The sequence below is a fragment of the Amycolatopsis sp. NPDC003731 genome (assembly GCF_053586895.1).
In genome coordinates, this window is sequence record NZ_JBSFNC010000023.1 from 20,080 (window position 1) to 39,600 (window position 19,521).

The following is a 19,521-nucleotide window of genomic DNA, read 5'->3' on the forward strand; positions in this document are numbered from 1 at the left end:
CGAATACCGCATCGCCGGGTGAACCGCACGTGAACCCGGTCTAACGATCCTCGCGGATCAGCCGTTTCCGCTGCTCCTGCGGGTGGTGGTCGACTTGGAGCTGCCGCTGCTCTTCGACTTCGAGGTGCTGGTCGGCGGCGCCTGCTCGCTCGCCGGGACCGGCGCGTTCGGGTCGGGCAGCGGGGTGTTGTTGCGCAGCGCGTCGAAGAGCGCCTTGGTCTTGCTGACGACGAGGACCTCGTTGCCGCGGTTGTTGGCCATGCCGACCGTCGGGACGGTGAGGAAGGTGATCTTCGACGGATCCAGGCCCTTCATCGACTGCGCCAGCGTCATCATCTGCTTGACGCCGAGGTTGTCGCCGAAGGTCGCCTTCGCGAAGGCGTTGATGAAGTCGCTGAGCTTCCCGGGATCGAGCACGACGTCCGAGGACATGACCTTCTTCAGCAGCGCGCCGATGAACTCCTGCTGCCGCTCGATCCGGCCGTAGTCGGACGTCGGGTCGCCCTTGACGTGCCGCGCGCGGACGAAGTTCAGCGCCTGGTCGCCGGAGATCGTGACGTCGCCGGTCTGCAGCAGCACCTTGCCGAGGATGCTGTCGTCGATCGGGATCTCGTTGTGGATGGTGACGCCGTGCACCGCGTCGACCATCTCCTTGAAGCCGTTGAAGTCGATGCCGACGAAGTGGTTGATCCGCAGCCCGGTGATCTGCTGGACCACCTTGGTGACGCAGGCCGGCCCGCCGACGGCGTAGGCGGTGTTGAGCTTGGCGAACTTCGCGCCCTTGTAGACCTCGTCGGTGGTCTTGTTCTGCGCCGGGTCCCACTTCTGGCAGTCCGGCCGGTTGATCTCGAGATCGCGCGGGAACGACGTGACGACGACCCGCTTCCGGTCGGCCGGGATGTGCGCGACCATCACGGTGTCGCTTCGCGCGCCGGGCGTGCTGTCGGCGGTGCCGACGCCTTCCTCGGCGGAGGCGCCATCGCGGGTGTCGGAGCCGACCATCAGGAAGTTCTCGTCGTTGGCCTGCGCCTCGGCGTCCTGGATGTCGGACGAGTTCTCGTCGAGCGCGGAGACCTGGGTGAACTTGGCGTCGAAGTAGGTCTGAGCGCCCCAGGCACCCCCGATCCCGAGGAAGACCAGCCCGGCCACAACGGCGGCGGCGATCCGCCCGGCGAGAGCCGACCGCCGCTTCTTTTCCTGCTGCCGGCTGAGTTCGGCCGCTGCTTCGGCTTCGGCGGCGTCGGCTGCTTCGGAGGAGGTAGTGGTGACAACGCGCTGGAGGGCGGTGCGGGTGCTCTCGAGGATGGACGCGGGCGAGAGCCGCTCACGGCGTTCGCGCCGCTTCGCTTCCTCGGCTTCCATCTCATCGTGAGCCGCGGAGAACCGGGCGAGGGTGTGATCGATCTTCCGCCGGTACTGGGTGGCCTCGTCGATCGCTTCCATTTCATCGGTCATGGTCAGCGGATCGAGAGCAGCCCGCGGCGGCACAGAGCCTTCGGCGGCAGGATGCTGAGCTGCAGCTCCGTCGGCCGCTCGGCGAGCTGCTGGGCCGTCGGCTGCGGCGCCCTCGTTGCCGCGTGAAGCCGCGGCTGCGCCGGCCGAAGCTGCGGCGAGGCGGCCGCCGGGACCACCGCCGGCGCCTCGGCGTGGCGCCGGGCTGTCCGGCGTGGCGCGCGGGGTCGCGGCGTCGGCCGGGCGGCGGGGTACCGCGTTCTCCCCGGTGCGGCGGGGTGCCGGGCCGTCCGCGGCGGGGCGCGGAGCTGCGGCCCCGTTGGCGGCTCGGCGAGGTGCCTGGCCGTCGGCGGCGGAGCGCTGGGGAGCGGCCCCTTCGGCAGCCCCGTTGGCCGCGCGGCGAGGTGCGGGGCTGTCTGGCGTGGCGCGCGGGGATGCGGCGTCGGCCGGGCGGCGGCCTGCGGCTTCTCCGGTGCGGCGAGGCGCCGGGCCGTCCGCGGCCGGCCGCGGCGCACCTGCGTCGACCGGACCGGCCGGGCGGCGGCCCGCGGCCCCATCAGCCCGGCGGGGCGACGGGCTGTCCGGCGTCGGCCGCTGGGGCGCACCTGCGTCCGGGCGCGGCGCGCGGCGAGGTGCGGCCCCGTCCTCGGCCCCCGGGCGGCGAGGACGCCGGGGCGGCTGCTGCGCCGCCGACGTCTGCTGCGGGCCCGGGTTGGCCGCCGGCGGGCGTCGCTGGAGCGGGGCCTCGGGCAGCGGGGCGGCCGCCGTCGTGCGGCGGGGCTGGCGGGGGCGCGGGGTGCGCGGTTGACGTGTGGCGTCCGTGGGTACTGGGTCTTCAGCGGGTCCCTGGGCGGACCTCGGCGCGCGCGGCTGCGACGACCGCGGCGGGGCCGGTGGTTCGGCGGCGCGGACCCGGCGTCCCGGCTGGTCGGAGCGGTCCTGCTGCTCGCGGGGCGGCACCGGGCGAGCGCCGGTGGTCTTGGCGACGACGTCGGAGACGCTGATCCCGCCCTGGTCCTCCATCGACCGGCGCCGTCCGGGCCGGGGCCGCGCGGGACCGTCGAGGCGGCGACCGGTTCCCGGGCTGTCGAGCTCGTCCGGCACTCGGTCTCCTTTCGCGCGATCGAAGGGTGGCTTCGACTTGGCCGTCTTCCCCCGCAGGAGGTGATCGTTCCCCCGGAGGTTTTCGTTATCGTACGGATACCCCCCGTTCGTGACGACACCCCATCGGAATTTTCTTCACCTTGAGTCGACGAACGGCCGGTGGGCGTCGACAAACGGGTGATACCCCTTGTCGACAGACGGAGTAATGCACCCTTTGCGTTACTCAGAGTGGGTTATTAACTGTGTCGTTTGCGCGTCGTGATAGACGACTTTGTTGCGGCCCGCGCGTTTCGCGGCATAAAGCAGGCCGTCCGCGCGGCGCAGCTGGTGCTCCGGCGACGACGGCGTGCCGGGCTCGTGCGCCAGGCCGGCGCTGATGGTCACCCGCAGGCCCGGCTGGAGTTCTGACCAGGGATGACGAGCGACGCGCAGCCGGGCGCCGTCGACGACACCGAGGGCCCGCCCGGCGTCGACGCCTGGCAACCACAGGACGAACTCCTCGCCGCCGTAGCGGGCGCAGAAGCCGTCTGGCGGCAGGTTCTCCTGGAGGAGATCGGCGACTCGGCGGAGGACGCGATCGCCGACGAGGTGACCGTACGTGTCGTTGATGCTCTTGAAGTGGTCCAGATCGATCAGCGCCAGCGACAGCGGTGGACGGTCGGTGAGCGGTCCGTACAGTCGCTCGTCGAGGTAACGGCGGTTGTAACTCGACGTCAGCGCGTCGCGGAGGCTGCCGTCGCGGGCGATGTCCAGTGCGGACCGCAGGTGCTGGTAGGCACGCCGCCAGTCGCCCTGGGTGGCGAAGAGACCGGCGACGGCCTCGTGCAGGCGGAGCAGGTCCGGCGGCTGCGGGCCGGCCGTCCGGCCCAGCGCGCCTTCGCCCTCGGCGACCATCCCGACCTCCACCACCCCTTGGTTGTCGTCGAGGGGACGGCCGCGCTTGAGGTACCGATGCCGAAGAAGATGAATTTCGCTCAAACGGGACTGCGGCAGTGACTCTCCGAAGTGCTCGACTCAGAGCCCGGAGAACGGCTCGATGCCCTTGAGCTGCGAATACTGGTCTTGGGCCCAGTAACTCACATTAGCCGTCACATCGTTCAGTAACTCCGTGTAGTCAGTCCAGGTGACCCAGCGCCAGTCGCCGACCTCTTCCGGATTCGGCGCCGGCTCGGCGTCGGCCCACGCGGCGAACACCGGGCAGAACTCGTTCTCGACGATCCCCTGGAACGGCGGCGTCCGGTAGCGGTAGCTCGGCAGCACGCAGTGCAGCTCCGACAGCGACGGCAGGCCGAGCTCGTAGTCCGCGCGGCGCCGGACGGCGTCCTCGAGCGCTTCGCCGGGCGCGGGGTGGCCGCAGACGCTGTTGGTCCAGACCCCCGGCCACACCTTCTTGTGGAGGGCGCGCTGGGTGATCAGCAGGGCGTTGTCGCTGCGCCGCAGGACGTAGCACGAGAAGGCCAGGTGCAACCGGGTGTGCTCGTGGTGGCTGGCCAGCTTCGGGCCGGTCTCGCCGGTGGGCACGCCGTCCTCGGTGACGAAGACGACCTGCTCGGTCTCGGGTTCGGTCGCGGTATCCACGTGCCCCAGTGAACACGACGGCCCGCCGTGCGCCGTACCGCGAGGCGGGTGGGTTACCCGCGGTCCGCCCGGCGGGGTGACGCGTCGTCACCGCGCGTTGAGGTGCTCCACGAGCAGCGAGGTGACGGCTTCCGGAGCTTCCTCGGGCACCCAGTGCGAGACGTCTTCGAGCATCTCGAACCGGTAGGGCCCGGTGACCCGGTTGGCGGTGTCGAGCGCGGCGGTGGAGCCGAAGGAGACGTCCTCGGTGCTCCAGATGTACAGCGTCGGCACGGTGATCACGCCGATCTTCCCGCCCGGCCGCCCGGCCCGGTACCAGTTGAGGGCGGCGGTGAGCGCGCCCGGTTCGGACAGCCGCTGCACGTAGTCGTCGACCTTCGAGGGCGACACCCGCCGATCGAACATTTCCCGCAGCGCGCGGGCGTCGTTCTCCAGCATCCGCCGCTCGGTGACGCGGGTCTGCCGCCACTCGGTCATGTAGCGCGTCCGCAGGTGCTGGTCCTCATCGGTCTTCATGGCCTCGGCGAGCGCGCCGGGGTGAGGCGTCGAGACGACGGCGAGGCTGCGCAGACGTTCGGGGTGCATGTCGGCGGTCCACCAGGCGACGGCGCCACCCCAGTCGTGCCCGACGAGGTCGAACCTCGGCCACCCCAGCACGTCCGCGATCGCGACGACGTCCCCGACGAGGTGATCGATGGAGTAGTCGCCGGCCTGCTCGGGCCGCACATCCGGCGAGTACCCCCGCTGATCCGGCGCGACGGCCCGGAACCCGAGCACCCCGAGGGTGGCAACCTGGTGCTCCCATTCGATCGCGGCTTCGGGGAAGCCGTGCAGCAACAGCACGGGCCGCCCATCTTCGGGCCCGGCGGCGATGGCGTCGAAGGAACCGGCCTCGGTGGGGATGCTGATGTGGTCGATCACGACCTGAATCTATCGCTTGCTGCCGCTTCCCCGTCGGAGTACGAGGGGTCGACGGTCGCTTTCACCTCGATGTCGGGCCGGTCGGCGAGGGGGCTCAGATCGATGTCACCGCTGCCGTGCAGGTGCAGTTCCCGGAGAGAGCTCAGACGGGACACGAGCCGAAGGTCCGGGACGGGAGTGTTCGCGAGCTCCAGCACCCGGAGGCCAGTGAGGGAAGGCAGCAAGCTCAGGTCCACCTCGGGGCAATCGAAGAAGCTGAGCTCGGTCAGGCTACCGGCCCAGCGAACCAGGGCGCGGACATCCCGGAGGCTGGGGCAACCTTCGAAGCAGAGCTGGTTCGGCTGGTCCAGAAAGGACAAACACCGCAGATCCGTGAGGTGCGGGAGCTCACGCAGCGTCAGCGCGGACAAGTGCCGCAAGGGGGTCAATTCGGCGATCAAGCCGATGTCTTCGATGTGGCTCAGCGTGAGTGCCTTCAGGAGCGGCAGTTCGGCCAGTCGCGCCCACCCGTGGGTCGGCGTCGTGGCGACGATCTCGCGAAGGGTGGGTATCCCTGCCAGCGGTGCGATATCCGTCGCGGCATCGGCCCGGCCCCCTTCCAGCATGATGCTTTTCAGCGAGGTGTCTGCCAACGGCGCAAGGCAGAACTCGTCCGGGCCGGTGACGTCACAGAAGAGGCGCCTCAGATGCCGCAGGTGCTTCAGGCCGGCAAGGGCCGTCGGTTCGTCCAACCACAGGAAATCGATCGGAAGATCGGCCAGCACGCGTTCGGCGAACTCGATCGGGTCGAACCGGGCCCAAGCCCAGACCAGCTTGTCCACCACGGCCTTTTCCTGGGCATTGCGGTAACGGGTCAGGAGTTCGAACGCCCCCGGCCCGCCGATCAACGCGATCGTGTGGACGGTCGCCGCCGTTGCTTCGGGAGTCTCGGGGTCAGCGGTGGCCAAGAGGTCGAGGACGAACTCGCCGGCTTTTGCCAGCGCCGCCGCCTTCTCGTCGCTCGAAGGCGGGATCAGGGTGCTGGCCCGGTCTTCGATCTCGTTGCGCAGCCGCTCGCTCAACACCGGCGACGTGTCCAGACACGCCAGCGCCACCAGGTCGAGCTTCAGCCGCCCCTGTTCGTCCGTGTCCCACTGGAGGATTCCGTCCAGCAGGCGCTCGCGCTGCGCGGGATGGGCGTGGCCCGCCGCCAGGACCACCACTTCACGCCACTCGTCGCGGTGGGCGTTTGCGGTCAGGATGCCGATGTCGTCCTCTTCGATCGCCTCCTGGGCGGCCAGGTACTCCTGGAACGTCCGGTGCACGAAGTCGATCCGGCCCGGGACCGGTTCGCGCAGCACGCCACCGCGATCCAGCAGGTGCCGGAAGACCGTCCGCGGTGTCACGTCGATCTGGCCCATCGAACGCAGCTTCGCCGTGATGCGGGCTTCGGCGTCGGCGGCCGGGACGTCCGTGTGGCCGTTGCGGACCAGCCAGTACGCCAGGCTCCGCAGCAGCACCAGCTTCTCGGTCAGCGACAGGCGGACGGGAGCCTCGATCCCGCGCTCGATGTCGCGGCTGTCGAGCAGCATGCGCAACGCGACTTCGTACAGCTCCATCCGGTTCTCCGGAAGACGTCCGTTGCCCTGGTGGTGCAGTGCACACAACAACGCGCACAGCAGCGGGTTCTCGGCGAGCCGCCGCAGCGCGCTGCGGGCGCCGATGGCCGCGATCAGGGCGTCGCGTTCCTGGTCGAGCGGCTCGTCCGGCAGCGTGTGGTGCCAGCGCGTGACGAACGTCCGGACGTCACGTGGGGTCATCGGCTGGAGCCGGACCTCGGTGAACCCCTCGTCGCGCAGCCAGCCGGCGGTCACCGCGGTCGGGCGCGTGGTGATGACGAACCGGGCGTGCGGGAACGCGCCGACGAGCTCGCGCAGCCATTCACGCACCTCGCGGCGGCGCACGTCCGGGACCTCGTCGAGGCCGTCGACGAGCACGACGGCCCGGCCCTGGCGCAGGTGCCGCTGCACCCAGCCGGGCGGCATCTCGTCGGCGATGTGCCTGCCGACCTCGTCGAGGAAGCGTTCCGGGGTCGGCAGCGGCGAGTGGCTGAACCGGCGCAGCCGCACCAGGAACGGCTCGAGGTCGTCCCAACCGTCGACGTTCTGCAGCTGCCGGCTCGCGCACTGGACGGCCAGCCACTGCAACAGGGTGGTCTTGCCGGAACCGGCTTCACCGCGCAGGAGGACCCGCGACGTCCGCGGCAGCACGTGCTCGATCCGATCGCCGGCGACGTCGTCCTCGGACGTGACGCTCAGGCTCAGGTAGGCGACCGACAGCGGGTACAGCCGGGTCGCCTCGGCCAGGCCCGCGCCGAACAGCGCCATCCGGTCGAGCGCCGTCACGACCTGGCGGCGGAAGTCCGCGGCGAAGTCGTCCGGGTGACGGCGCTCCGGCAGCGTCGCCAGCACCTTCCGGACCGTCTCGAGAATCTCCGTCTCGCGCTGCAGGATTTCGACGAGCGCGCCCGGCTGGAAGCGCGGCAGGGTGCTCGTCACCTGCACCAGGTACGCGCAGCTTTCCCGCAGCACCCGCTGGTACAGCTCGGTCGCGTCGGCCGAGAGGAGCCGGGTGACGCCGGGGACGGTCCGGAGCAGGTAGCGGTAGAGGTACGCGGCGTCGAGGTCGGCGTCGAACAGGTCTTCGTCGGTCAGCGCGGCGCGCTCGAACGTCTCGCGCACCGCATCGACTGCGGCCGCCCGCTCGTTCTCCGGCAGCGAGCGGAACTCGACGTCGAGGAACGGCAGGAGCCGATCCGCGACCCGGGACTCGAGGTTGGTGAACAACAGCCGGAGCTTGCGGCGGTCGTTGAGGCCGGTCACCTGCTTCTCGAGCAGGTCGAACACCTTGGCCGTGGCGTCCGCGGCGATCGGGCGATCTCCGAGCCAGATCTTGGCGGCAGCCTTCACCACCGCCGTGGTCAACGCGATCGCCGAGGCTTCGAGGCTCACCGAGCCCAGCCTAGCCGAGCACCTCCGCGACTGTGGCGACCGTCACCAAGGGCGCGTACAGCCGCAGGATGTCGAGCGCCTTCGCGTGGCTCTCGTCGTCCACGCCCGCGCACGCGTCGGACACCACGGTGACCGCGACACCCGCGTCCGCCGCCGCCAGTGCGGTCGACAAAACGCAGCAGTCCGTCGAGACGCCGGCCAGCACCAAGCCCGCGCCGCCGACCCGGGTGGCCATGCGGGCGTTCCACTTGCCGAACGTGGTCGCGTCCACTGTGGACTTCGGCTCGAACGCGTCGATCACCTGGTACAGCGGCGAGTCCGGCGGCTGCAAGGCGAACGGCCACTGCTCGTAGTACCGGCGCCACGCTCCTTCCGGGCGCGAGGGCGCGACGAACCGGGTGAACACGACGTCGTCACCGAAAGCCGTCACCAAGCGGTGGATTCGTGGGACCACCTCGGCGAAGCGGGGAGTGAACCACGGGCTCGCACTGTCGGCGAACACGTTCTGCAGGTCGATGACCGCCAGAATTCTCCTCACACTGCCTCCTGTTCGCGGACCCGCCGCCGCGTCAGCAACGTCACCAGGAACCCCAGGGCCAGCGCCAGCAGCACGCCGAGGTTCGCGAAGGCCCACGCGCCTTCGCGGCCGCCCAGGCCCAGCGGTTCCAGCAGGTAGCCCTGCCACTTCAGCCACTCCGCGGACGTGTTCGTGACCAGGCCCCAGCCGAGCGCCGTGGCCACCAGGACCAGGGCGATCGGCCCGACACGGGCGTCACCGTACCGGCCGGCCGGGTCGAAGAGGTCCGGCTCGGCGTAGTCGCGGCGCCGCAGGAGGACGTCCGCGAGCATCACGCCGCACCAGGCCGCGACCGGGACCCCCAGCGTCACCAGGAAACCCTGGAACTGACCGAGGAACTCGCCGCCGAAGAAGACGATGTAGATCGTGCCGAGGATCATGATCACACCGTCGACCAGCGCCGCGGCCGGGCGCGGGATGCGCAGGCCCGCCGAGAGCAGCGCCAGCCCCGACGAATAGATGTCCAGCACCGCGCCGCCGACCAGGCCGAGTACCGCGACGATCGCGAACGGCACCAGGAACCACAGCGGCAGCAACGTCGTCAGCGCGCCGATCGGGTCCGCCGCGATCGCCTTGTTCAGGTCCGGCGACGAGCCGGCCAGCAGCAGCCCGAACACCAGCAGCACCACCGGCGCCACCGACGCGCCGAACGTCGTCCAGCCGACCACGCCCCGGCTCGACGACGACCGCGGCAGGTAGCGCGAGTAGTCCGCGGCCGCGTTGACCCAGCCGAGGCCGAAGCCGGTCATCAGGAACACCAGCGCCCCGACCCACTGCTGCGCCGAGCCGGACGGCAGCGCGCTGACGGCGGCCCAGTGCACGTCGCCGGCCACGAGGACCACGTAGACCACCGTGAGCACGCCGGTGATCCAGGTGATCCACGTCTGCAGCTTCATGATCGCGTCGAAGCCGAGCACGCCCGCCGCGACGGTCAGCGCCGCCACCACGACGAGCGCGACGACCTTCGTCGGTGTCCCGCCGCCCCAGCCGAGGCGCTCGAACACCGTCGCCGTGGCCAGTGTCGCCAGCGCGGCGAGCACGGTCTCCCAGCCGACCGTCAGCAGCCACGAGATGGCTGACGGCAGCCGGTTGCCGCGCACGCCGAACGCCGCCCGCGAGAGCAGCATCGTCGGCGCCGACCCGCGTTTGCCCGCGATGGCGATGAACCCGCACAGCAGGAACGAGAACAGGATGCCGACCACGCCGGCGACCAGCGCCTGCCCGAACGAGATGCCGAAGCCGAGGGTGAACGAGCCGTAGCTCAGCCCCAGCACCGACACGTTCGCGCCGAACCACGGCCAGAACAGCTGCCGCGGGCGCCCCCGCCGCTCGGCGTCGTCGATCACGTCGAGGCCGTTGGTCTCCACCTCGAGCCTGCGGGTACCGGTCATCGCATGGCCTCCACCAGCTGGTCGATCTCTTCCCGGCCCGGCGCCGTCGCCGGGCCGCGCCGGGTCACCGAAAGCGCGGCCGCCGCGTTGGCGCGCACGGCGGCGTCGAGGACGGTACTGCCGCGCAACAGCTCCGCGGCCAGCACGCCGCAGTGCGTGTCGCCGGCGCCGGTCGTGTCCACGACGTCGACCGGGTACCCGGGGACGTCGGTGATCCGGCCGTTTTCGTGGACACGACAGCCTTTCGCGCCCTCGCGGACGACGGCGACGGGCGGCAGCTCGCCCAGCACCTCGGCTTCGCGGGCGGTGCAGCTCAGGATGTCTACGGTGGACAAAAGGTCATGGATGTCTCCAGGGTCGATGTCGGTGATGAGCGGGCCGGGGTCGAACAGGATCTTCGAGCCGGGCAGCCGGGGCAGCCACTCGATGAGGGCGCCGCGATTGATCTCGTGCAACCAACTGTATCCGCTCACGTACACGACGTCGTCATTCTTTGGGGTGACGCGGGCGAGGAGTTCGGCGCTCAGCCGCCCTTCGGCGCCGGTGCCGGTCGCGAAGGTGCGTTCGCCGGTCGCGTCCACCAACACGACGACGACTCCGGTGTCCATTTCGGACACCGGATCGTGGGCCAGGGCAATACCTTCTGCCACAAGTGCGCTGCGGACGAGATCGCCGAATCCGCCGATTCCATGGCTGCCAGCGTAAAGCACTCGCGCGCCGGAGCGTGCCGCGGCGGACATGACGTTGAAACCGCCACCGGGCAACAGGTTCGTCGACGACGCGAGGACGTCGCCGCCGACCGGGGGCAGGGCCGGCACCGCCATGACGAGGTCGACGACGACCTGCCCGGTGTGCACCAGCCGCCCGGTCATCGGCGGCGCAGCTTCAGGAGTTCGTCGACGAGCGGCCCGAATTCGAGCCGGTTGACGGCGAGCACGGTTTCGACGACGTCGGGGCGGAAGGCGCCGACACCGTGCGCGGCGCCGAGCATCGCCCCGCAGATCGCGGCGACGGTGTCGGTGTCGCCGCCGAGCCCGGCGGCCAGCCGCAACGCCGACGGCGGGTCGTCGCCCATCGCTTCGGCCAGCGCGAACGCGGCCACGACGGACTCCTGCGACGCGACCGACGTGCCGATCACCTGCGCGACCGCGTCGGCGACGGCGGCCGGCGCCATGCCCCGCACCCAGTCGCGCGCCCAGCGGATCCGGGCGGCGATCTCCCCGCCGGGCGCCCAGTGCCCGCGTTCCCCGCCGACGACGGCGGCGCGCTCACCGGCGTCGAGCGCTTCGGCCAGGCTCGCGCCGTCGACCCCGGCGGAGACGGTGGCCGCGACCGCCGCGGCCGACGCGATGCCCAAACTGGTGTTGTGCGTGACCCGCGCGGTCGCGACGACGGCGTCGACCAGGCGGTGCAGGTTTTCCGACGGCGTGGCGATGCCGACCGGCGCGACCCGCATGGCGGCGCCGTTGGTGGTGCCGGTGCGGCCGGCTTCGTCGGCCGGGACGCCGTCCTGGAGCCGGGCCAGCGCGCGTTTGGTGGACGGCCCGAGCAGGTCCGCGGAGCCGCGGCGGACCATGTCGGCCTCCCAGATCAGCAGGGCGTCGGCGAAGACGTGCGGCTCGACGACGCCGCGGCCGTCGATGAGCAGCCGGGCCAGCAGGACGGCCTGTTCGGTGTCGTCGGTGACCGAGCCCGCGGGCATCGACGGCGCGACCGGCTGTTCGGCGACGGCGGTGAGCAGGCCGGTGACCGGTCCGTAGGTGGCGGCGATGGCGGCGCGGGACATCGACTGCGTCGGCATGCCGAGCGCGTCGCCGACGGCCAGCCCGGTGAACGCGCCGAGCGCCCGGTCCCGCGCGGTCACCGGTGTCCGAAGGTGAGGTGGAACTGGAACCGGTCCGGGTCCAGCAGGCTGACGACCCGTTCGACGAGCCGGCCTTCGATGTCGACCGACGTCCGTTCGGCGCGGAGGAAGAGTTCGCCGATGCTGCGGCCGAGCAGTTCGGCGGCGCAGGCGTCGAGGCGTTCCGTGCTGATCCACTGGTCCCCGCCGACGGAGATCCGTCCGGCGGCTTCGAGGGTTTTGGTCAGGGAGCCGTCCCGCAGACCGGTTTCGGGGAGACCGGCCAGCGGCCCGACGGCGGGCACGGTGGCGGTTTCGAAGGAGATCCCGCGGTCGTGCTCCCGCCGCAGCCGCCGCACGGCGACGTAGGCCGGTTCGCCGAATTCTTCTTCGAGGACCCGGTCTTCGACGGTCTCGATGCCGAGCAGTTCGGTGGTGACCGGCGCGCCGGCGTCGGCGAGGGCCTGCGCCCAGCCGATCCGCTGGTCGAGCTGGACGCCGTCGAAGGTGACGAAGGAGCCGACACCGGCCTGGGTGGAGATGAGCTCCAGCTGCTGGAGCTCGGACAGGGCGCTGCGGACGGTGCCGCGGCTGACCTGGTACTGCAGGGCGAGCTGGTTCTCGCCGGGGAGGCGTTCGCCGTGGGCGAGGCGCCCGGAGCGGATCAGGTCGGTGAGGTCGCCGACCAGCTGCTGCCGCTTGCTGTACATGTCCACACCTGTACACCCGGCGTTGTCGCAGGTCAAGCGGCCACGAGGGGCTTCGCGTCGGCGGCGATCATCTTGCCCGCCTTCTCGGCCACCTTGCCGGAGACCACCATGATCACCGCGAAGGCGCCCGCGAAGATGGCGGTGCTCAGCCAGACCATGGTCGAGATCGGCAGCGTGAAGGCACCGACGATGCGAACCGCGCTTTCCAGCGCGAAGCCGATGCCCCAGATCACGCTGCAGCGCCGCAGGATGGCGTCGAAGGTCTCGGTGCCGCTGAGCCGTTCCCACGCGGCTTCGTTCTCCGCCTTGCCGCGGGTGAGGAAGGGCCGCATCGTCTTGGTCATGATCGGGGCCGCGGTGAAGGCGGAGGCGAGGATGACCAGGCCGGTGATCCCGCTGCCGAGCGAGTCCTTGGCGATCATCATCCTGGCGTCGCCGGAGACGAAGGTGAGCAGCATGCCCACGACGTTCGTGACCAGGACGACGAGGGCGAGGCCGTTGAGCGTGCGGTCCTTGGCGAACTGGTAGAGCGTCCTGGCCAGCGGGAAGACGCCGGAGACGGCGAGGGCGGTGAAGTCGCTCGCGCCGAGCGAGTGGAGTGCGTAGTAGACGCCGATGGGCACGGCGACCTCGATCGCGAGGGTCTTGACCAGGGAGCTTGCGGGCTGGTTCGTCGTCATGGGAAGAGCTTGTCGCGGCGGGGGCTTCGGGAAGGATGCCGTCCGCCACGACTTCGGGCTGACAGATGTCACGGTCGGCCGGCTCACCCGATCGGGCGGTCGACCTCACATTCCGCGCGGCTGCGTCGTCTACCGGGCATGACGATCTTCCTGCGCGGCACGATCGCGCTGCAGACGCTGGCGCTCTTCCTGGCGCCGATCACCGCCGGCCTGCTGCTGACCACCCCGAACGGGCACGTCCTGCACAGCGCCTCGGCCTACGCGGTGTGGACTGTCGCCGTGGTGCAGGTGGTCGCCGCGGTCCTGGTGTGGCGGCCTGGTGGGGGTTCGCCGGGGATGATCCTCTACGCGGCCGTGTTCCTGGCGCTCGTGACCGCGCAGGTGTTCCTCGGGATCGCGCACGTCAAGGCCGTGCACGTGCCGCTGGGGGTGTTGCTGTTCGGCCTGAGCCTGGTGCAGCTCAGCCGCCCGAGTGCATGTCTTCGGCTTCGGGGACGCAGTCGTCGTCCGGATCGTCGAGCCAGCCATGCGGCAGCGTGACCTTGCCCGGGGAGCCTTGCCGGCCGCGCGGGCCGGTGGCCGCGTCCGGGAACGGTGCCGAGTGGTCGAGCTGGGCGATCAGGTCGTCCAGCTGGTCCATCGACGACAGCATCGCGAAGCCGCGGCGGAGTTCGGAGCCGACCGGGAAGCCCATCAGGTACCAGGCCATGTGCTTGCGGATGTCGCGCATCGCCTTGTCGTGGCCGTCGTGCTCGACCAGCAGCTCCGTGTGGCGGCGGAGCACGGCCGCCACCTCGCCCAGGTTCGGCGGGGTCGGCAGTGCACGGCCTTGGAAAGCCGCTTCGAGCTCGCCGAACAGCCACGGGCGGCCGAGGCAGCCGCGGCCGACGACGACGCCGTCGCAGCCCGTCTCCTCGACCATGCGCAGGGCGTCGGCGGCGGAGAAGATGTCGCCGTTGCCGAGCACCGGGATGCTGGTCACGGCCTCCTTCAGCGCGGCGATCTTCGTCCAGTCGGCCTGGCCGGAGTAGCGCTGGGCGGCGGTCCTCGCGTGCAAGCTGACGGCGGCGGCGCCCTCGGCCTCGGCGATGCGGCCGGCGTCGAGGAAGGTGTGGTGGTCGTCGTCGATGCCGATGCGGAACTTCACCGTGAACGGCGTGTCGCCGGCCGCCTTCACAGACTCGCGCACGATGGCTTCGAACAGCTTCCGCTTGAACGGCAGCGCGGCCCCGCCGCCCTTGCGCGTCACCTTCGCGACCGGGCAGCCGAAGTTGGAGTCGACGTGGTCGGCGAGCCCCTCGCCGACGATGATCCGGACGGCCTCGGCCATGGTCTTCGGGTCCACCCCGTAAAGCTGCATGGACCTGGGCTTCTCGTCCGCCCCGAAGGTCATCATGTGCATCGTCCCGGGGTGCCGTTCGACAACGGCGCGGGCGGTGATCATCTCGCACACGTAGATCCCGGCGCCGTACTCGGCGCACAGCTGCCGGAAGGCGACGTTGGTGATCCCGGCCATGGGCGCGAGCACCACCGGCGGATCGACCTCGTAGGGGCCGATCTGCAGGGCGGGCTTGCTCAGGGTCGCGGTCACGTCCTCCATTGTCGCTTGTGGTGTCGATCACGTCGACCAGGGGGCGTGCGGGCCTGGTGGCGGACTATCCGCGCGACCGGCGTGACCGAAGGCGGCCGCGCAGCGCCACGACACTCACGGCGATGAGCCCCGCCACGGCTACGGCCGCCACTTCACGTTCCGGCCGGCGGGAACGGGCCAGAACTGCGGGGGCGGCCTCGACTGCCTTGTGTGGGACCAGCGGCGGAAGGGCAGTCGAACCCCGGCCAGTCCGGATCGGGAAAATTCCACGCGAATTCGTTGTCAGGCTCTTTGGGTACGAGGGCCGACAGGGTCATCAACTCGCCGATCTCGGGTATGGCGAGGGAAATGGTGGATACGTAACCACTCCTCGTGAGGCTTTCTCCGCGTGCGGAAGCAGATCAAGAGCAGTGGTCTGGCATCGAGGGTGGCGGTCAACAGCATCGCCACTCAGCAGCAGGAACACCGCCGTGGTGGGAGCGCGGTGCCGGGCCGGGATTCCGGTTGTGGAACACCAGACGTGTCGGCGATCGTCGCTCCTCGAGTCAAGGGGTCCCTTGCGCAGGTCGACACCGGGGTCGTCGGGGTGACGCGCCTCGTTACTCGTTCCCGGCCGTCACGCCCGGCCAGGCATAGGGTTCGGCGTATGAAGAACGCGCCCCTGCGGTGGGGGATCATGGGTACCGGTGGGATCGCCGGGGCCTTCGCCCGGGACCTGCAGCTCACCGAGTCCGGCGTGGTCGCCGCGGTCGGGTCGCGCTCGGGCGGGAGTGCCGAGCGGTTCGGCGGCGAGCTGGACATCCCCACCCGCCACAGCAGTTACGAAGCCCTCGCGAACGATCCGGACGTTGACGTCGTCTACGTCGCCACGCCGCACCCCATGCACCACGCCAATGCGCGGCTCGCCCTCGAAGCCGGGAAGCCCGTGCTCGTCGAGAAGCCGTTCACGATGAACGCCGAGGAGGCGCGCGACCTCGTCGACCTGGCGCGCGCCAAAGGCCTCTTCCTGATGGAGGCGATGTGGACGCGCTTCCTGCCGCACATCCGGCACATCCGTGAGTTCCTGCCGAGCCTCGGGGACGTCGTCACCGTCGCCGCCGACCACGGGCAGTGGTTCGCCGAGGACCCCGCCTTCCGGCTGTTCGCTCCCGAACTGGGCGGGGGTGCCCTGCTCGACCTGGGGATCTATCCCGTCTTCTTCGCGTCGATGGTGCTCGGACGGCCCGAGCGCGTGGCCGCGATGGCGACGCCCGCCTTCACCGGGGTCGACGCGCAGATGTCGATGCTGTTCGGGTACGCGAGCGGTGCGCAGGCCGTGCTGAACTGCACCTTGAGCGCGGTTTCGCCGACCACCGCGTCGATCGTCGGCACCGACGCGCGCATCGAGGTCGACGGCCCCTTCTACGCTCCCGCCTCCTTCACCTTCATTCCGCGCGAAGGCGAGCGACGGCGCTTCGAGTACGTCGATGAGGGCCTTGGCCTGCGGCACGAGGCCGACGAAGTGGCGCTCTGGCTGGCCGCCGGGGAGACCGAGAGCCCGCTCATGCCGCTGGCCGAGACCGTCTCGATCATGACCACCATGGACGAGGTGCTGGCCGCGACCAGGACGTGACCCGGGATTGAGTAGTGCTACGGATCCGCGGGTGACACCTTTGGGTGACCCTGTCCGGTATGACCACCGAAGCAGATGTGCTCCTCCGGCTCGCCGGCGAGATCGACGACCTGGGGCGTCGTCTCGCCCTGGTGGGCTCCGAACTGCGGACCGTCCGGGACGAGCAGCCCGAGCAAGCCGCCCAGGAGACGCACGCCGAGCAGCAGAAGCAGCCCGAGCAACCGAAAGCGGCCGAACAGCCACAAGCTGAACCACCGCCGCAGCCGCAGCCGCAACCGCCGCCCCGGCCGGTGCGGCCCGAGTCGGTCCCGTGGCCGCAGTACCAGTGGCAACCGCCTCAGCCGCAGTACGCCCCGCCGCCGCCCCAGCAGCGGCCGCCGTACGCCCCTCCTCCGACGCCGTACCTGCCGGTTCCGCGGCAGACGCTGGGCGAGAAGCTCGGCAAGGAAGGCGCCGGGAGCCGGGTGCTCGCCTGGGTCGGCGGGGCCGTGACGCTGCTCGGCGTCGTCCTGCTGCTGGTGCTGGCCGTGCAGCGGGGGTGGCTCGGGCCGCTGCCGCGGGTGCTCGTCGGCGCCGGGTTCGGGCTGGCGCTGACCGGCACCGGCGTCTGGCTGCACCGCAAGCCCGCCGGCCGCACCGGGGCGTTCGCGCTCGCCGCCACCGGCATCGCGACGCTCTACCTCGACGTCGTCGCCGCGACCACGCTGTACGAGTTCCTGCCGGTGCTCGCCGGGCTCGCCGCCGGGCTGGTGGTCGCCGTCGGCGGGTTGCTCGTGGCCGTGCGCTGGGAGTCGCCGCTGCTGGCCTCCGCCGTCGTCATCGGCTGTGTCGTGTGCGCCCCGATGATCGTCCGCGGGTTCACCCCCGAACTGGTCACCTTCCTGCTGATGATCCAGCTCGCGACGGCGCCGGTGCAGCTGCGCCGCGACTGGTCGTCGCTGACGCTCGCCGCCGGTGTCCCGCCGCTGTTCGCCTCGGTGATCAGCACGGCGTGGCTCGGCGGGGGTGGCAGCTGGGCCAACACCGCCGCGGCCGGGGGCGCCGGCGTCACCGGGCTCGTGCTCGCGCTGATCGTGCTGCGCCGCCGCGAGAACGACCCCGCCGCGCTGTCGCTGCTGGCGACCTCCGTACTGCCGACCCTCATCGCGGCGGTGCTGCTGCCGAAGGCGCAGGCGGTGCCGATCGCGGCCGGCGCGGGCGTCCTGCTGCTCGCCGTCTGGGCGGCGCGCCGCTGGTGGCCCGGGTTCGCGGGGCAGGTGGCCGGCCTGGCCGGGCTGCTCGCGCTCCTGCAGGCGACGGTCACCCAGTTCGACGGCCCGGCACGCGCCGGGGTGCTGCTCGGCGAGGCGCTGCTGCTGGTCGTGGCCGCGGTGGGCGGCCGCAACCGGGGTGCACTGGCCGCCGCGCTCGGGTTCGCGGCCATCGGCGGCCTGCTCGGCGTGGTCTTCGACGTCACGCCCGTGCTGCTGATCGTTCCCCGCGCCCACCCGGTCGCCGAGCTGACCGGCGCGCTCGCGGTCGCCGCGCTGATCCTCGCCGTGTCGATCGCGCTGCCGTGGGCCGCCGCGCGGCTGGCGGTGTTCCGCGGCCCGGCCGACGACCTGCCGATCTGGCTGCTCGCCGGGGTTTCGGCGCTGTACGGCGCCGCCGGGGTCGTGCTGTGCGGCGCCCTGCTCGCGGTCCCCGGGCGGACCGGGTTCCTCCTCGGCCACGCGCTGATCACGGTGTCCTGGACGATCGCCGCGCTCGTGCTGCTCCTGCGCGGGATCGACGTCGTCGCGCTGCGGGTGACCGGGCTGATCCTGGTCGGCGCCGCGGTGCTCAAGCTGGTGCTGTTCGACCTGTCGGCGCTCGACGGGCTGGCCAGGGTCGGCGCGTTCCTCGGCGCGGGCCTGGTCCTGCTGGCGGCCGGGACGCGGTACGCGCGGCGGGTCGCGTCGCGTTAGTCCGGGAAGAAATTGTCGGTGCCCCGTGGTTCCCTGGAGCACAGACCGACGACCAGGGGGCACCGACATGGCAGCACCGAAACTCTCCGACCGCGCCGGCGAGCCGATCGCCTGGCTGACCACGGTCACCCCGAAGGGGCGGCCCGCACCGCGGCCCGTGTGGTTCGTCCTCGACGGCGAAGACATCGTGCTGTTCAGCGAGCCCGGCACCGCGAAGCTCCGGCACATCGAGGCGAACCCCGAGGTCAGCTTCCACTTCAACAGCAACCCCGGCGGCGGCTCGATCCTCGTGGTGAGCGGCAAAGCGCAGGTCGAGGCGGGCAAGGCGTCCGAAGCGCCCGGTTACCTCGACAAGTACGGCTCCCGCTACGAGGCGATCGGCCTGACCGCGGACGGGTTCGACGCCAAGTACTCCGTCCGCATCCGCGTGGTGCCCGAGCGCAGCTGGGGGTTCTGACTAGAAGCCGACGTTCAGGCAGGCCAGCCGGGCACCCGCCGTGCCGGCGTGGCCGGGGTCGGTGTGCGTGTGGGTTTCGTGGACGACCACGGACTTCGCCCGCCGGTCGGCGAACGTCCAGTCCACTGTGGACCGGGCGAAGCCGGTGCCGGCCCGGTCGGTGGTGAAGTCGAGCCAGATCTCGTTGCGGGGATTGGCGTACGCGGGGTCGACCGACGGCTTCACCGGGTCCGGTACGTGCTGGAAGTGCGGCCCGGCGGCGTCGCCGGTAGCGCCGCACGGCTGGGTGTGCGCGTGCGCGCCGTAGGCATGGTCAGGCCGCAGCCCGGTCACGAAGAGCAGCGTGGCCGTGCCGGCGGCCGAAACGCCGAACACGTGCGCTCGGGCGCCGGCCGGGACGAGGTCGGGGCGGTACGTCACCGCGGGTGCGCCGGGGGCGGCCGCGGTGAACGTGCCGTGCCCGGTCGTGAACCGCACCGGTGACGGTGACGCGGCGGCGACGCCGGGAGCGAGCACGGCGACGGCGGCCGCGGCGGCGAAAGCGGGGAGAAGACGCATTTCCCCTCTTTAGCCAGCCGCCCGGGCCACCGCCATGATCATCACTCGAAAGTGTGACCGATTTGGTGGGAAAGTCACGGTTTTCCCAGCCGGTGGGCCGTCTCGCGCCCG

18 protein-coding genes are annotated in these 19,521 nt (G+C 71.2%); 4 read left to right on the forward strand and 14 right to left on the reverse strand.

The window, feature by feature from the left end; translation table 11 throughout:
* Nucleotides 1–57 precede the first annotated feature (57 nt).
* From ACWDN5_RS12460 to ACWDN5_RS12515, 12 genes are all read right to left on the reverse strand, one after another.
* Entirely contained in the window at nt 58–1,488 is a 1,431-nt protein-coding gene (locus ACWDN5_RS12460; protein ID WP_449676309.1) for an LCP family protein, read from the reverse strand.
* On the reverse strand, nt 1,458–1,631 hold the full coding sequence (locus ACWDN5_RS12465) for a hypothetical protein (protein ID WP_449676382.1): 174 nt from the start codon (nt 1,629–1,631) through the stop codon (nt 1,458–1,460). The genes ACWDN5_RS12460 and ACWDN5_RS12465 overlap by 31 nt, the downstream gene beginning before the upstream one ends.
* A gap of 1,144 nt (nt 1,632–2,775) precedes the next feature.
* A complete protein-coding gene (locus ACWDN5_RS12470) occupies nt 2,776–3,450 on the reverse strand; it encodes a GGDEF domain-containing protein (protein WP_310969685.1) in 675 nt (224 codons plus the stop codon).
* Nucleotides 3,451–3,570: 120 nt separating this feature from the next.
* Nucleotides 3,571–4,134, reverse strand: coding sequence for an isopentenyl-diphosphate Delta-isomerase (gene idi, locus ACWDN5_RS12475; protein ID WP_310969430.1), 564 nt, complete (start codon nt 4,132–4,134; stop codon nt 3,571–3,573).
* 87 nt (nt 4,135–4,221) lie between these two features.
* A complete protein-coding gene (locus tag ACWDN5_RS12480) occupies nt 4,222–5,055 on the reverse strand; it encodes an alpha/beta fold hydrolase (protein ID WP_449676311.1) in 834 nt (277 codons plus the stop codon).
* A complete protein-coding gene (locus ACWDN5_RS12485) occupies nt 5,052–8,045 on the reverse strand; it encodes an NACHT domain-containing protein (protein WP_449676313.1) in 2,994 nt (997 codons plus the stop codon). Before ACWDN5_RS12485 ends, ACWDN5_RS12480 begins: the two co-directional genes overlap by 4 nt.
* A gap of 10 nt (nt 8,046–8,055) precedes the next feature.
* Nucleotides 8,056–8,583, reverse strand: a complete 528-nt coding sequence (locus ACWDN5_RS12490) for a cysteine hydrolase family protein (protein WP_449676314.1) — start codon at nt 8,581–8,583, stop codon at nt 8,056–8,058.
* Nucleotides 8,580–10,013, reverse strand: a complete 1,434-nt coding sequence (locus ACWDN5_RS12495) for a purine-cytosine permease family protein (protein ID WP_449676316.1) — start codon at nt 10,011–10,013, stop codon at nt 8,580–8,582. Before ACWDN5_RS12495 ends, ACWDN5_RS12490 begins: the two co-directional genes overlap by 4 nt.
* Entirely contained in the window at nt 10,010–10,885 is an 876-nt protein-coding gene (locus tag ACWDN5_RS12500; RefSeq protein ID WP_449676318.1) for a PfkB family carbohydrate kinase, read from the reverse strand. The genes ACWDN5_RS12495 and ACWDN5_RS12500 overlap by 4 nt, the downstream gene beginning before the upstream one ends.
* Entirely contained in the window at nt 10,882–11,877 is a 996-nt protein-coding gene (locus ACWDN5_RS12505) for an ADP-ribosylglycohydrolase family protein (RefSeq protein WP_449676320.1), read from the reverse strand. The genes ACWDN5_RS12500 and ACWDN5_RS12505 overlap by 4 nt, the downstream gene beginning before the upstream one ends.
* A complete protein-coding gene (locus tag ACWDN5_RS12510) occupies nt 11,874–12,566 on the reverse strand; it encodes a GntR family transcriptional regulator (protein ID WP_449676321.1) in 693 nt (230 codons plus the stop codon). Before ACWDN5_RS12510 ends, ACWDN5_RS12505 begins: the two co-directional genes overlap by 4 nt.
* A gap of 32 nt (nt 12,567–12,598) precedes the next feature.
* Nucleotides 12,599–13,246, reverse strand: a complete 648-nt coding sequence (locus ACWDN5_RS12515) for a VC0807 family protein (protein WP_449676322.1) — start codon at nt 13,244–13,246, stop codon at nt 12,599–12,601.
* A 138-nt stretch (nt 13,247–13,384) separates the two neighbouring features.
* Between ACWDN5_RS12515 and ACWDN5_RS12520 the strand changes: the two genes are divergently transcribed.
* Entirely contained in the window at nt 13,385–13,786 is a 402-nt protein-coding gene (locus ACWDN5_RS12520) for a hypothetical protein (protein ID WP_449676323.1), read from the forward strand.
* Here ACWDN5_RS12520 and dusB read toward each other — a convergent pair.
* On the reverse strand, nt 13,707–14,846 hold the full coding sequence (gene dusB / locus ACWDN5_RS12525) for a tRNA dihydrouridine synthase DusB (RefSeq protein ID WP_310969413.1): 1,140 nt from the start codon (nt 14,844–14,846) through the stop codon (nt 13,707–13,709). The two genes, ACWDN5_RS12520 and dusB, sit on opposite strands and share 80 nt — an antisense overlap.
* Before the next feature lie 637 nt (nt 14,847–15,483).
* Here dusB and ACWDN5_RS12530 point away from each other — a divergent pair.
* The 3 genes from ACWDN5_RS12530 (at nt 15,484) to ACWDN5_RS12540 (ending at nt 18,852) form a co-directional block, all read left to right on the forward strand.
* A complete protein-coding gene (locus ACWDN5_RS12530; RefSeq protein WP_449676324.1) occupies nt 15,484–16,449 on the forward strand; it encodes a Gfo/Idh/MocA family protein in 966 nt (321 codons plus the stop codon).
* 59 nt (nt 16,450–16,508) lie between these two features.
* A complete protein-coding gene (locus ACWDN5_RS12535; protein WP_449676326.1) occupies nt 16,509–18,395 on the forward strand; it encodes a DUF2339 domain-containing protein in 1,887 nt (628 codons plus the stop codon).
* Between the two features lie 67 nt (nt 18,396–18,462).
* Nucleotides 18,463–18,852, forward strand: a complete 390-nt coding sequence (locus tag ACWDN5_RS12540) for a TIGR03667 family PPOX class F420-dependent oxidoreductase (protein WP_310969409.1) — start codon at nt 18,463–18,465, stop codon at nt 18,850–18,852.
* Here the strand turns inward: ACWDN5_RS12540 and ACWDN5_RS12545 are convergent, their stop codons facing one another.
* Entirely contained in the window at nt 18,853–19,410 is a 558-nt protein-coding gene (locus tag ACWDN5_RS12545; protein ID WP_449676327.1) for a superoxide dismutase, read from the reverse strand.
* Nucleotides 19,411–19,521 lie beyond the last annotated feature (111 nt).